Consider the following 13,189-nt stretch of genomic DNA (forward strand, 5'->3'; position numbering starts at 1 on the left):
CACGAACGACCCCGCACATCTAGTGGTGTGTGGTGCGGTTGTCAGTTTCATAGTGTTTCGGTGGCCATAGCGTGAGGGAAACGCCCGGTTACATTCCGAACCCGGAAGCTAAGCCTCACAGCGCCGATGGTACTGCAGGGGGGACCCTGTGGGAGAGTAGGACGCCGCCGAACAATTCTTGGAGGACCCCTGGTCGCCAGCGTTCAGCTGGGACCAGGGGTCCTTTTGTTTTTTCATGGCGCACCGGGTACCCGGTTGCGCGAACACGACTGTGCGGTACACAAGACAGGAGTCACCGATGTCCACCAACTCTCCCGATGAGCGTCCGGAGCGCGATCAGCGCCGCCGGGACGGTGGTGACCGCGGTGACCGTGGCGGATACCGGGGTGGCCCGCGCCGCGACAGCGACCGCGGTGGCCAGGACCGCGGTACCTACGACCGCGGTGGCTACGGCCGTCGTGACGACCGCCGGCACGAAGAGCGCGGTGAGCGCTCGGAACGCGGCGACCGCGGCGGTTTCCGCCGCGACGACCGCCGGGACGACCGACGCGAGGGCGACCGTGGGGGCTACGGGCGCCGCGACGACCGCGACCGTGGGGTCCGCCGCGAAGGGGAACGTCCTGCGTACCGGCGCGACGACCGTCGAGACGACCGCCGTGACGGCGACCGCGGGGGCTTCGTCCGGCGCGACGACCGCGACGGCCGCGGGGAGGGGCGGGACGACCGTCGTGGTTTCCGGCGTGACGACGACCGCGGTGGCTCCGGCCGGCGGGACGACCGCGACCGGGGTTTCCGCCGCGACCGCGACGACCGGTCCGAGCGACCCGGCCGCGGAGGCTACCGCCGCGACGACAACCGGAGCGACAGCCGGGGCGAGCGCAGTGGCTACGGGCGTCGTGACGACCGCCGCGACAGCGATCGTCCGGCCTACCGGCGCGACGATCGGCGAGACGACCGGCGCGACGGAGACCGCCACGACCGGGGCGGCCACCGTCGCGACAGCGACCGTCCGTCCTACCGCCGCGAGGACGAGCGTTCCTCCTACCGTCGCGACAGCGACCGTCCGTCCTACCGTCGTGACGACGAGCGTTCCTCCTACCGTCGCGACAGCGACCGTCCGTCCTACCGTCGTGACGACGAGCGTTCCTCCTACCGTCGCGACAGCGACCGTCCGTCCCACCGTCGTGAGGACAGCCGTCCGTCCTACCGTCGTGACGACGAGCGTTCCTCCCACCGTCGTGACGACGACCGTCCGTCCTACCGTCGTGACGACCGCCGGGACGGTGACCGCGGTGGGTTCCGTGGCCGGGACGATCGCGGGGGACGCGGTCCCCGCCGGGACGACCGGGGCGGCCGCCCCGGTGGCTTCCGCGGCGGGGACGACCGGCGCGGCGGTGGCCGGTTCCGGGACGACCGGGACCGGGACAGGGACCGGGACCGGGAGCCGATCAAGCGGCTGCCCATCCCGCAGGACGTCACCGGCGAGGAGATCGACAAGGACGTCCGGCAGGAGCTGCAGAGCCTGCCGAAGACGCTCGCGGAGGACGTCGCCAGGAATCTGGTGATGGTCGCCCGGCTCATCGACGAGGACCCCGAGGGAGCCTACGGCTACTCCAGGGTCGCCCTGCGCCTGGCGTCGCGTGTCGCCGCCGTGCGCGAGGCGGCCGGGTTCGCCGCGTACGCCTGCCAGAAGTACGGCGAGGCGCTCGCGGAGTTCCGGGCGGCCCGCAGGATGACCGGCACCGTGGACCTGTGGCCCGTCATGGCCGACTGCGAGCGCGGACTCGGCCGGCCGGAGAAGACCCTGGACATGGCCGGGGCCCCCGAGGTGCGCAAGCTCGACAAGGCCGGCCAGGTCGAGATGCGGCTCGTCGCGGCCGGCGCCCGGCGTGACATGGGCCAGCTCGACGCGGCCATCGTGACGCTGCAGAGCTCCGAGCTGGCCTCCAACTCCGTGCAGCCGTGGACCGCGCGGCTGCGGTACGCCTACGCCGACGCCCTGCTCGCCGCCGGCCGGGAGGCCGAGGCACGGGACTGGTTCGCGAAGACCGTGGAGGCCGACCGGGACGGCAGCACCGACGCCTCGGACCGGCTGGCCGAGCTCGACGGGGTGGAGTTCGTCGACGCCCTGGACGACACCGAGGAGCCGTCCCCGGAGGCGTCCGAGGAGACCGACGAGGACTGACGTCGCGCCATGCGCAGGAGGGCAGGACCCCACGGGGTCCTGCCCTCCTGCGTTGCGCGTGGTGGTCGTTCCCGCGTCCGGGCGGCTCGGCGTCCCCGGTCAGACGTCCAGAGCGCGCAGCACGAGCCCCGACGCCGGCTTCGGACCGAACGACGTCGACTTGCGGGGCATCATGACGCCCTGCCGGGCCAGGTCCCGCACGACCTCCTCGCGGACCGGGTGCAGCAGGACCGCCGTGCCTCCGTCGCGCTCCGCCTTGCGCACCGTCGCCTCGGTGTCGTGGATGTAGGCGATGTGGGCCGGGGAGTCCTCGGGGACGCGCCAGACGTGGTCCAGGAGCGTCGCGTGCAGGACCGTGGCGTCCAGCGTGCGCCAGGCGGCGGGGCGGTCCGCGGGGACCGTGCGGGCCAGCAGGTCGGGGTCCGGCCGGTCCACGAGGTGGAAGGAGCCGTCCCCGGCGAGCAGGAGGGCGTTGCCCGCGGCGGCCGCGTCCGCGAGGGCCTGCAGGGCCTTCGCGAGCGGGACGTCGAGGTGGCGCACACGGAACTGCCCGCCGAGCGCGGCCAGCGCGTCCGCGACCGGCAGGCCGTGCAGCAGACGGTGGATGGCGCGGACGCGGAGCGGGTAGCGGGCCGTGTCGACGAGGAGGACCAGCCCGTGGTCCCAGGGGCCGGGGGAGGAGTGCTCGGCGCGGAGCTGCCGGTAGGTGGCCCAACGGTGGTGGCCGTCGGCGATCAGCGCCTGGTGGCGGGCGAGGTCCTCCTGGACGCGGGCCAGGTCGGCGGGGTCGGTGATCGACCACAGGCGGTGGCTGAAACCGTCCTCGGTGGTCGTCGACAGCAGCGGGGGCCGTTCGGCGGTGCGCTCGACGATCACCGCCGTGGCGGCCGCCGGGTCCTCGTCGCCGCGGTAGGTCAGGAGCAGCGGCTCGAGGTTCGCGCGGGTCGCGCGCATCAGGCCGGCGCGGTCGGCGACCACGTGGGGCATGACGTCCTCGTGCGGCAGCACCACGCCCTCCGCCGGGTCCGACACGCGCAGGGCGCCGATGAGGCCGCGCTGCAGCAGACCGCCGCCGTCGCACTGTTCGTAGACGTACAGCCCGGGCTCGGGGTCGGCGGTCAGGACGCCCTCGGCCAGCCAGCGGCGCAGGGTGTCCGCGGCCTGCTCGTTGCGGGCGCCGGGCGTTCCGTCCTGCGGCAGGATCAGGCGGACGATGTTGTGGGGGTCGGCGGACTCCAGGTGGTGCAGGCCGTCGGGGCGTACGACGACGTCGTACGGCGGCGACGTCACTGCAGCCAGGCTGCCGACCCGGTCGGGGTCGTAGCGCAGGCCCCGGAACGGGGTGAGTTCGAGGCCTCGGCGCGTCGTTGCCGGCGAGTGACCTGCAGTGTTCATCCCGGCATCGTACGTGGGACGCGGCCATGGGGGATGATCGGGGGAAAGTCGGCGATTCGAGGAGCGATGCACCATGAGCCAGGGCGTCAGGACGAGGCCCGAGGGCAGTGAGCGGGCCCTGCACGAGGCATACGACACGGCCCTGCTCGACCTGGACGGAGTGGTGTACGCGGGCGGGGAGGCGATCGCCCACGCGGTCGGGTCCCTGGGCACGGCCCGGGAGGCCGGCATGCGTCTGGCGTACGTCACCAACAACGCGCTGCGCACCCCGGACGCCGTGGCCGGCCACCTCACGGAGCTGGGGATACCGGCGCAGGCGGCCGACGTCATCACCTCGGCGCAGGCGGTGGCCCGGCTGATCGCCGACCAGTTGCCCCAGGGGGCGCGCGTCCTCGTCGTCGGCGGGGAGGGACTGCGGGTGGCGCTGCGCGAGCGCGGCCTGGAACCGGTCGAGTCGGCCGACGACGACCCGGCAGCGGTCGTGCAGGGCTACGGCGGGCCGGACATGGGCTGGGGGAGGTTCGCGGAGGCGTGCTACGCCATCGCGCGCGGGGTGCCGTGGTACGCCTCCAACACCGACCTCACCATCCCGAGCGCCCGGGGGATCGCGCCGGGCAACGGCGCCGCCGTGGAGGTCGTCCGGCTCACCACGGGGGCGGAACCGCAGGTGGCGGGCAAGCCGCTGCCGCCCATGCACCGCGAGACGATCCTGCGCACCGGGGCACGGCGGCCGCTGGTGGTCGGGGACCGGCTCGACACGGACATCGAGGGAGCGTTCAACGGCGGCGTCGACTCCCTGCTCGTCCTGACCGGCGTGACCGACGGGGCGCGGCTGCTCGCCGCGCCGCCACGGCACCGGCCGACGTACGTCGACGCCGACCTGCGGGGCCTGCTCACCGGGCAGCCGGAGGTCAGCGCCGACGAGAGCGGCTTCCGGTGCGGCGGCTGGACGGCGACGGCGGGTCCGCAGCGGCTGGAGCTGGACGGTGACGGCGAGGCGCTGGACGGGCTGCGCGCCCTGTGCGCGGCGGCGTGGACGGCCGCCGGTGACGGAGTGTGTGAGCTGGACGGCGAGAAGGCGCTGGCCCGGCTGGCTCTGTGACGCCGGGGCGGCCCGTCGTGCGGGGACTGCCCGCGGCGGCCCTCCGCCCCGGTGCCGGGCCGACCGGAGACAGCGGCCGGGGCCGGCGGGCCTCCAGCTGGCAGGACGGCGTGGCCCGGCGGCTTCCTGGCGGAGCGGCCTGCGGCGGCCGGACGGCCCGAGGCGGCCTTCCGGTCTCTCGGCCGGGGCGGCGGTCTTCGGATGGCAGGACGGCGTGGCCCGGCGGCTTCCTGGCGGAGCGGCCTGCGGTGGCCGAGCGGCCCGAGGCGGCCTTCCGGTCTCTCGGCCGGGGCGGCGGTCTTCGGATGGCAGGACGGTCGGCCCGGCGGCTTCCTGGCGGAGCGGCCTGCGGTGGCCGGACGGCCCGAGGCGGCCTTCCGGTCTCTCGGCCGGGGCGGCGGTCTTCGGATGGCAGGACGGCGTGGCCCGGCGGTTCCCTGGCGGAGCGGCCTGCGGTGGCCGAGCGGCCCGAGGCGGCCTTCCGGTCTCTCGGCCGGGGCGGCGGTCTTCGGATGGCAGGACGGTCGGCCCGGCGGTTCCCTGGCGGAGCGGCCTGCGGTGGCCGAGCGGCCCGAGGCGGCCTTCCGGTCTCTCGGCCGGGGCGGCGGTCTTCGGATGGCAGGACGGTCGGCCCGGCGGCTTCCTGGCGGAGCGGCCTGCGGCGGCCGAGCGGCGGCCTTCCGGTCTCTCGGCCGGGGCGGCGGTTGTCAGATGGCACGACGGTCGGCCCGGCGGTTCCCTGGCGGAGCGGCCTGCGCCTCGCGCCGAGGCAGGGCGAGGGGCGAGGCCGGGCGATGCACCGTGCAGCCGCGGAGGGTAGGCTAACCTAACCTCTGTGCTGGTCGACAGTCCTCCCGAGAAGCGCGCGGCGATCGCCGCGGCGCCGCCCACCCGCCGGGCGACACGAGCCGTCGGGCTCCTCGTCTCCCTCGCCGTCCTGGCGCTCGTCGCTCTGGCGAGCATCGCGATCGGGGCGAAGGAGCTGTCCCTGGCCCAGGTCTGGCACGGGCTGTTCCAGGACTCGGGGACGTACGGCGACATCGTGGTGGGTGAGCGGCTGTCCCGCACTGTCCTCGGCCTGCTCGTCGGGGCGGCGCTCGGGCTGTCCGGGGCGGTCCTGCAGGCCCTGACCCGCAATCCGCTCGCCGAGCCGGGCCTGCTCGGCATCAACGCCGGCGCCTCGGCGGCGGTCGTCACCGCCCTGACGTACTTCGGGGTCACCAGCCTCAGCGGCTACGTCTGGTTCGCCTTCCTCGGCGCGGCCGCGGTGGGCGCGCTGGTGTGGTTCCTCGGCGGCAGCCGCAGCGCCACCCCCGTCCGGCTCGCGCTCGCGGGCACCGCCGTCAGCGCCGCGCTCTACGGCTATCTGCAGGCCGTCATGATCACGGACGGCGCGGCGCTCGGCACGATGCGCTTCTGGACCGTCGGCTCGCTGGCCTCGGCCACCGGCACGACGATCGAGCAGGTGCTGCCGTTCCTCGCGGCGGGGACGGTCCTCGCGCTGCTGCTGGCCCGGCCGCTCAACGCCCTCGCGATGGGCGACGACACCGCCCGCGCCCTCGGCGCCGACCTGAACCGCACCCGGGCGCTCGCGATGCTCGCCGCGACGGTGCTGTGCGGGGCCGCGACCGCGGCCTGCGGGCCGATCGTCTTCGTCGGGCTGATGGTGCCGCACGCCATCCGCTCCTTCACCGGTCCCGACCTGCGGTGGATCCTGCCGTACGCCACGGTCCTGTCGCCGGTGCTGCTGCTCGGCGCGGACGTGGTCGGGCGGATCGTCGCCCGGCCCGCCGAGGTGCAGGTCGGTGTCGTCACCGCGATCATCGGCGGCCCGGTGTTCATCCTGCTCGTACGGCGGCGGAGGACGACGCAGCTGTGAAGACCACCCTTCCGACGCCGTCCGGCCGTTCGCCGCGGGCCGTGCGCGCGCTGCGCGCCCCGGGCGGCCTCTCGGTCCGCCTGGACGCGCGGGCCTCGGCCGTCGTCCTGCTGCTGGTGCTGGCCGCGCTCGTCGCGGGCGTCGCGCTGATCGGCACCGGCGACTTCCCGATCCCGGCCTCCGACGTGCTGCGGACGCTCCTCGGCCGGGGTGACCGGGGCCAGGAGTTCATCGTCCGCGAACTGCGTCTGCCGCGCGTCCTCGCCGGGCTTCTCGTCGGTGCCTGCCTCGGGCTCGCGGGCGCGCTGTTCCAGTGCGTCTCCCGCAACCCGCTGGGCAGTCCGGACGTCCTCGGCCTCACGCAGGGGGCGACGGCGGGAGCGCTCACCGTGATCGTGCTGTTCTCCGGCAGCGCCGCGGCGGTCACCGCGGGCGCGCTCGCGGGTGGTCTGGTCACCGGGCTCGCCATCTACCTGCTCGCCTGGAAGCGGGGCGTGCACGGCTACCGGCTGGTGCTCGTCGGCATCGGCGTGTGCGCGGTGGTCACCGCGGTCAACGGCTACCTCATCACCCAGGCCGACTTCGTGGACGCGGCGCGCGCGGTCGTGTGGATGACCGGTTCCCTCAACGGCCGTGACTGGGACCAGGTCCGGCCGCTGCTCGCCGTGTGCGCCGTGATCGTGCCCCTCGTCCTCGTCCGCGCCCGCGACCTGCGGATGACGGAGATGGGCGACGACGTCGCCGGCGCCCTCGGGGTCCGCGTGGAGCGGGTGAGGCTGCTGCTGACGGCGGCCGCCGTGCTGCTCACCGCGGCCGCCACCGCCGCCGCCGGGCCCGTCGCCTTCGTCGCCCTGACCGCACCGCAGCTGGCCCGGCGCCTGACCTCCTCGCCCGGGCCGAACCTGGTGCCGTCCCTGTGCATGGGCGCCGCCCTGCTGGTCACCGCGGACTGGGCCTCCCAGCGGGTGTTCGGTGCCGACCAGCTGCCCGTGGGCGTGGTCACCGGCGTACTGGGCGGGGTGTACCTGCTGTGGCTCCTGGTCGCCGAGCGCCGGGCCGGCCGGGTATGAGCGACCTGCACCCGCCGAGCGCCACCGCGGGCGTCCGCGGCGGGCCGAACAACCGAAGGAGCACCGTGAACCGTCTGTCCGCCGACCGCGTCACCCTCGCCTACGACCGGCGCGTCATCGCCGAGCAGCTGTCGGTGGACATCCCCGACAACTCCTTCACCGTGATCGTCGGTCCGAACGCGTGCGGCAAGTCCACCCTGCTGCGGGCGCTGTCGCGGATGCTCAGGCCGAGCGAGGGCCGGGTGCTGCTGGACGGGCAGGTCATCCAGTCGATGCCCGCGAAGAAGGTCGCCCGGACGCTGGGCCTGCTGCCGCAGTCGTCGGTCGCACCCGACGGCATCACGGTCGGCGACCTGGTGGGCCGCGGCCGCTACCCGCACCAGGGCCTCCTGCGGCAGTGGTCGGCCGAGGACGAGCGGGTCGTCCGGGAGTCGATGGAGCGGACCGGCGTCGCCGAGCTCGCCGACCGCTACGTCGACGAGCTGTCCGGGGGGCAGCGGCAGCGGGTGTGGATCGCGATGGCGCTCGCCCAGCAGACGCCGCTGCTGCTGCTGGACGAGCCGACCACCTACCTCGACATCCAGCACCAGATCGACGTCCTCGACCTGTGCGCCGAACTGCACGAGGAGCACGGGCGCACGCTGGTGGCCGTCCTGCACGACCTCAACCACGCCGCCCGGTACGCCACCCACCTCGTCGCCCTGCGCGCCGGCCGGGTCGTCGCCGAGGGCGCGCCGCGGGACATCGTCACGGCGGAGCTGGTGGAGGAGGTGTTCGGACTGCGCTGCCAGGTCATCGACGACCCCGAGACGGGGACGCCGCTGGTGGTGCCCGCGGCGCGCAGGGCACGCGCCCGGGTGTCCGCGAAGGGGGCCGCCACCGCCGGCTGACGGCTGGCGGGCCCGGGCAGCGGGCCCGCAGCGGCTTCCCAGGGCTCCTGACCGGCGCGGCCGGGCCGTCGCCGGTCGGGGCCGGGCGGGCCCCAAGGGCTGTCCCGTGATCCGCGGTGGACCAGCGCTCGGCGTCGGATGCGGTGCGTCGCAAGGCGGAGGGGCGCCCTCGTACTGGGCCTATTCGGGCGATCCGACAACGCGGCGAGGTGCCGTGGCTGTCGTCGTGCGCCCGCCGGGGTCACGGGACAGCCCTCAGAGCAGTTTCCGCAGGCGGAACAGGTCCGTCAGGCCGGCCTCCAGCCTGACCCGGCCGGCCCCCCACGCCTTGGCGAAGTGCAGCCGGCCCCCGACCAGCGCGACCAGGTCGTCGCCGGTCATGGCCAGCCGGATCTGGGCCCTGGCCCGCGGCGGCCCCTTCAGGGTGTCGTGCACCTCGATCCGCCCGCCGGCGAGCCGCCCGGCGAAGGTGATGTCGAGGTCGGTGATCCAGCAGGTCACGGAGCGGTCGAGGGAGGCCGCCGCCCGGACGTCCCCCTCGGCGCCCCGCATGCTGTCCGACAGCTTCTCCAGTGCGGCGCGGCACTCCTCGATCGTGGCCATCGCGACCGACGGTACCCCGCGGCTTCGAGGTAGCGTCGGGGCATGAACGACTCTGTGCCCGAGGGCGCGGTCGCGGAGGAGGCGACGACCCCGGAACCGGGTGCTCCGGCCGCACCGCGGCACGACCCGGACCACGACCCCTCCGCCCCCGCGCCCCTGAACGTGCCCCGCACCCCCACCGGCGACGCGGACGTCGACGCGGCCCTGGAGCGGCTCGGGGACGCCGACCACCTCGCCACGGACGGTCACGTCGAGGTGTACGAGGATGTACACAGGGGACTGCGTGACGCGCTGACCGCGCTCGACGCCCGCCCGGGACCTCCGGTGCCCCCACGACCTCTCGACAACAGGAGCTGAACCGAACGTGGCAGGAGTCGCACGCCGCCGTCTCGACGCGGAGCTGGTCCGCCGGAAGCTCGCGCGCTCGCGCGAGCACGCCGGCCAGCTGATCGCCGCCGGGCGGGTCACCGTGGGCAAGACCGTCGCGACCAAGCCGGCCACGCAGGTGGAGACCGCCGCCGCCATCGTCGTCGCCGCCGACGACAGCGACCCCGACTACGTCTCCCGGGGCGGCCACAAACTCGCCGGCGCCCTCGCGGCCTTCGTTCCGCGGGGGCTCGTCGTCGAGGGTCGGCGGGCGCTGGACGCGGGCGCGTCCACCGGCGGCTTCACCGACGTCCTGCTGCGGGCCGGGGCCGCGCACGTCGTCGCCGTCGACGTCGGATACGGACAACTCGCCTGGTCCCTGCGAAACGATGAACGCGTCACCGTCAAGGACCGTACGAACGTACGCGAGTTGACGATCGAGGCGATCGATGGGGGGGCTGTGGATCTTGTCGTGGGGGATCTGTCCTTCATCCCGCTCGGCCTGGTGCTGCCCGCCCTGGTGCGGTGCACGAAGCCGGACGCCGACCTGGTGATGATGGTCAAGCCGCAGTTCGAGGTGGGCAAGGAGCGGCTGGGCAGCGGCGGCGTGGTCCGCAGTCCCGAGCTGCGCGCCGAGGCGGTGCGGGCGGTGGCCGCGAAGGCGTGGGATCTGGGGCTCGGTGTGAACGGCGTCACCGCCAGTCCGCTGCCGGGACCCTCGGGCAATGTCGAATACTTTCTCTGGCTGCGGGCCGGCGCTCCCGAACCGGACCCGGCCGACATCGACCGTGCAGTGGCGGAGGGGCCGCGTTGACACAGACCCAAGCTCGTACCGTTTTCCTGCTGGCCCACACCGGGCGGCCGGCAGCCATTCGCAGTGCCGAGCTCGTGGTCAAGGGGCTCCTGCGCTGGGGCATCGGCGTGCGCGTCCTGGAGGCCGAGGCGCGCGACCTGCCGCTGCCGGACGAGGTGGAGCTGGTCAAGGAGGCCACTCCGCAGTGCCTGGACGGCTGCGAACTGCTGATCGTGCTCGGCGGCGACGGCACGCTGCTGCGCGGCGCCGAGTTCGCGCGGGCCTCCGGGGTGCCGATGCTCGGCGTCAACCTCGGGCGCGTCGGGTTCCTCGCCGAGGCCGAGCGGGACGACCTCGACAAGGTTGTCGACCGTGTGGTGTCGCGGGCGTACGAGGTCGAGGAGCGCATGACCGTCGACGTGGTCGTGCACCGCAACGGCGACATCGTGCACACGGACTGGGCCCTGAACGAGGCGGCCGTGCAGAAGGTGTCCGCCGAGCGGATGCTCGAGGTGGTGCTGGAGATCGACGGGCGGCCGGTGACCGGCTTCGGCTGCGACGGGATCGTGTGCGCGACCCCGACCGGGTCGACCGCCTACGCGTTCTCGGCGGGCGGGCCCGTGGTGTGGCCGGAGGTGGAGGCGCTGCTCATGGTGCCCATCTCGGCGCACGCCCTCTTCGCCAAGCCGCTGGTGACGTCGCCGGACTCCGTGCTGGCGGTGGAGGTCCTGCCGCACGTTCCGCCGGGTGTCCTGTGGTGCGACGGACGGCGGACCGTCGAGCTGCCGCCGGGGGCGCGGGTCGAGGTGCGGCGGGGCGCGGTGCCGGTGCGGCTGGCCCGGCTGCACCACGCCTCCTTCACGGACCGGCTGGTGGCGAAGTTCGCGCTGCCGGTGTCGGGGTGGCGGGGGGCGCCGCACTAGCGTCCGACGTCCGTATCGACCACCACGGGAGCGGAAGCGGCGCCTCCGGGACGTGCCCGGGAATTTTCCGGGACGCGGGCGGTCCGGCCGTCCCCGCGCGGGGCCCGGCCGTCCCCGCGAGGGCGGGGACGGCCGGCGGTCTGTCCATGCGCACGGACGTGCGGCTTCCCCCCTCGGGTGGGGCGCGTCGCACAGCACGGGCAAAACCTCGTATGGTCGGGGACGTGTTGGAGGAGATGCGGATACGGTCGCTCGGTGTGATCGACGACGCGGTCGTCGAGTTGTCACCCGGCTTCACCGCCGTCACGGGTGAGACGGGTGCGGGCAAGACCATGGTGGTCACCAGCCTGGGACTGCTGCTGGGCGGGCGCGCGGACGCGGCGCTCGTCCGGATCGGGGCCAGGAACGCGGTCGTGGAGGGACGGATCACCGTGCCCGCGGACACCGCCGCCGTCGTGCGGGCCGAGGAGGCCGGGGCGGAGCTGGACGACGGGGCGCTGCTGATCAGCCGTACCGTTTCGGCCGAGGGGCGCTCGCGGGCGCACCTGGGCGGGCGCAGCGTGCCCGTGGGGCTGCTGTCGGAGCTCGCCGACGAGCTGGTCGCGGTGCACGGGCAGACCGACCAGCAGGGCCTGCTGAAGCTGTCCCGGCAGCGGCAGGCGCTGGACCGGTACGCCGGGGACGCGGTGGCCGTGCCGCTGGCGAAGTACTCCGAGGCCTACCGGCGCCTGCGCGCGGTCTCCGCGCAGCTGGACGAGATCACCACACGGGCGCGTGAGCGCGCCCAGGAGGCCGACCTGCTGCGCTTCGGCCTCGACGAGATCGCGGCGGTCGAACCGCGGGCCGGCGAGGACGTGGAACTGGCCGAGGAGGCGGAGCGGCTCGGGCACGCGGAGGCCCTGTCCTCCGCCGCGACGGCCGCGCACGCCGCCCTCGCGGGCAATCCGGAGGATCCCGAGGGCATCGACGCGGCGACCCTCGTCGCGGGCGCTCAGCGGGCGCTGGAGGCCGTGCGGTCGCACGACCCGGCGCTCGCCGCGCTGACCGACCGGATCGGGGAGATCGGCATCCTGCTGGGCGACGTCGCCGGGGAGCTTGCGGGCTACGCCGACGACCTGGACGCCGATCCGCTGCGGCTGGCGGCCGTGGAGGAGCGCCGGGCCGCGCTGACCGCGCTGACGCGCAAGTACGGCGAGGACGTCTCCGCCGTGCTCACGTGGGCCGAGCGGAGCGCCGCACGGCTGACGGAACTCGACAGCGACGACGAGCGGATCGAGGAGCTGACCGCCGAGCGGGACGCGCTGCGCTTCGAGCTGGGCGCGCTGGCACAGGCGCTGACGGACGCGCGGACGGAGGCCGCCGAGCGGTTCGCGGCCGCCGTGACCGCCGAGCTGGCCTCGCTCGCCATGCCGCACGCCCGGGTGTCGTTCGACATCCGGCAGACGGAGGACCCCGAGGGCGTCGAGGTCGGCGGGCGCACCGTCGCCTACGGGCCCTCCGGCGCCGACGAGGTGGAGCTGCTGCTCGCCCCGCACCCGGGGGCGCCGCCGCGGCCGATCGCCAAGGGCGCCTCGGGCGGTGAGCTGTCGCGGGTGATGCTGGCGGTGGAGGTCGTGTTCGCGGGCACGGACCCGGTGCCGACGTACCTGTTCGACGAGGTGGACGCCGGTGTCGGCGGCAAGGCGGCGGTGGAGATCGGGCGCCGCCTGGCCAAGCTGGCGAAGACCGCCCAGGTCGTGGTGGTCACGCACCTGCCGCAGGTGGCGGCCTTCGCCGACCGGCAGCTGCTCGTGGAGAAGACCGACGACGGGTCGGTGACCCGGTCCGGGGTGAAGGTGCTCGAGGGCGAGGACCGCATCCGGGAGCTGTCGCGCATGCTGGCGGGCCAGGAGGACTCCGAGACGGCCCGCGCGCACGCCGAGGAGCTGCTGGCGAGCGCCCGCGCGGACCGGTAGCGAACGGGGTCCGTACGGTCCGTAGGGT

General features: G+C 74.8%; 12 protein-coding genes and 1 rRNA gene. 10 read left to right on the plus strand and 3 right to left on the minus strand.

Annotation, left to right across the window (positions count from 1 at the left end; genetic code table 11):
- Nucleotides 1-56: 56 nt before the first annotated feature.
- A 5S ribosomal RNA gene (gene rrf, locus ABZ920_RS17235) occupies nt 57-173 on the plus strand.
- A gap of 119 nt (nt 174-292) precedes the next feature.
- On the opposite strand, the gene ABZ920_RS17240 is transcribed toward rrf, so the two are convergent.
- Nucleotides 293-1,234 carry a hypothetical protein gene (locus ABZ920_RS17240; RefSeq protein ID WP_361505216.1) on the minus strand — a complete coding sequence of 314 codons (942 nt, stop codon included), beginning with the start codon at nt 1,232-1,234 and terminating at the stop codon, nt 293-295.
- Between the two features lie 222 nt (nt 1,235-1,456).
- Between ABZ920_RS17240 and ABZ920_RS17245 the strand changes: the two genes are divergently transcribed.
- Entirely contained in the window at nt 1,457-2,185 is a 729-nt protein-coding gene (locus ABZ920_RS17245) for a hypothetical protein (RefSeq protein ID WP_361505201.1), read from the plus strand.
- Nucleotides 2,186-2,284: 99 nt separating this feature from the next.
- On the opposite strand, the gene ABZ920_RS17250 is transcribed toward ABZ920_RS17245, so the two are convergent.
- Nucleotides 2,285-3,580 carry a DUF1015 domain-containing protein gene (locus ABZ920_RS17250; RefSeq protein ID WP_361504895.1) on the minus strand — a complete coding sequence of 432 codons (1,296 nt, stop codon included), beginning with the start codon at nt 3,578-3,580 and terminating at the stop codon, nt 2,285-2,287.
- Between the two features lie 73 nt (nt 3,581-3,653).
- On the opposite strand from ABZ920_RS17250, the gene ABZ920_RS17255 reads away from it, so the two are divergent.
- The 4 genes from ABZ920_RS17255 (at nt 3,654) to ABZ920_RS17270 (ending at nt 8,521) form a co-directional block, all read left to right on the plus strand.
- Nucleotides 3,654-4,682, plus strand: coding sequence for an HAD hydrolase-like protein (locus tag ABZ920_RS17255; protein WP_361504898.1), 1,029 nt, complete (start codon nt 3,654-3,656; stop codon nt 4,680-4,682).
- 835 nt (nt 4,683-5,517) lie between these two features.
- Nucleotides 5,518-6,561 (plus strand): iron chelate uptake ABC transporter family permease subunit, encoded by a 1,044-nt coding sequence (locus ABZ920_RS17260; RefSeq protein ID WP_361504901.1) that lies wholly within the window; start codon nt 5,518-5,520, stop codon nt 6,559-6,561.
- Nucleotides 6,558-7,631: an iron chelate uptake ABC transporter family permease subunit gene (locus ABZ920_RS17265; protein ID WP_361504904.1), complete on the plus strand. Its 1,074-nt coding sequence runs from the start codon at nt 6,558-6,560 to the stop codon at nt 7,629-7,631. The genes ABZ920_RS17260 and ABZ920_RS17265 overlap by 4 nt, the downstream gene beginning before the upstream one ends.
- Complete coding sequence (locus ABZ920_RS17270) at nt 7,628-8,521, plus strand: ABC transporter ATP-binding protein (RefSeq protein WP_361504907.1); 894 nt, start codon at nt 7,628-7,630, stop codon at nt 8,519-8,521. The genes ABZ920_RS17265 and ABZ920_RS17270 overlap by 4 nt, the downstream gene beginning before the upstream one ends.
- A gap of 255 nt (nt 8,522-8,776) precedes the next feature.
- On the opposite strand, the gene ABZ920_RS17275 is transcribed toward ABZ920_RS17270, so the two are convergent.
- Nucleotides 8,777-9,124 (minus strand): sterol-binding protein, encoded by a 348-nt coding sequence (locus ABZ920_RS17275; protein WP_361504910.1) that lies wholly within the window; start codon nt 9,122-9,124, stop codon nt 8,777-8,779.
- Between the two features lie 42 nt (nt 9,125-9,166).
- Here ABZ920_RS17275 and ABZ920_RS17280 point away from each other — a divergent pair, with 42 nt between their 5' ends.
- The 4 genes from ABZ920_RS17280 (at nt 9,167) to recN (ending at nt 13,161) form a co-directional block, all read left to right on the plus strand.
- Entirely contained in the window at nt 9,167-9,481 is a 315-nt protein-coding gene (locus ABZ920_RS17280; RefSeq protein WP_361504913.1) for a hypothetical protein, read from the plus strand.
- Nucleotides 9,482-9,488: 7 nt separating this feature from the next.
- Nucleotides 9,489-10,304 (plus strand): TlyA family RNA methyltransferase, encoded by an 816-nt coding sequence (locus tag ABZ920_RS17285; protein ID WP_361504916.1) that lies wholly within the window; start codon nt 9,489-9,491, stop codon nt 10,302-10,304.
- The gene (locus ABZ920_RS17290) at nt 10,301-11,206 is read left to right on the plus strand and encodes an NAD kinase (RefSeq protein WP_361504918.1); all 906 of its coding nucleotides are present in this window, start codon (nt 10,301-10,303) and stop codon (nt 11,204-11,206) included. The genes ABZ920_RS17285 and ABZ920_RS17290 overlap by 4 nt, the downstream gene beginning before the upstream one ends.
- Nucleotides 11,207-11,418: 212 nt before the next feature.
- Nucleotides 11,419-13,161, plus strand: a complete 1,743-nt coding sequence (gene recN, locus ABZ920_RS17295; RefSeq protein ID WP_361504921.1) for a DNA repair protein RecN — start codon at nt 11,419-11,421, stop codon at nt 13,159-13,161.
- Nucleotides 13,162-13,189: the final 28 nt, after the last annotated feature.

This window comes from Streptomyces sp. NPDC046831, from assembly GCF_040645305.1.
Classification (GTDB): Bacteria; Actinomycetota; Actinomycetes; order Streptomycetales; family Streptomycetaceae; genus Streptomyces.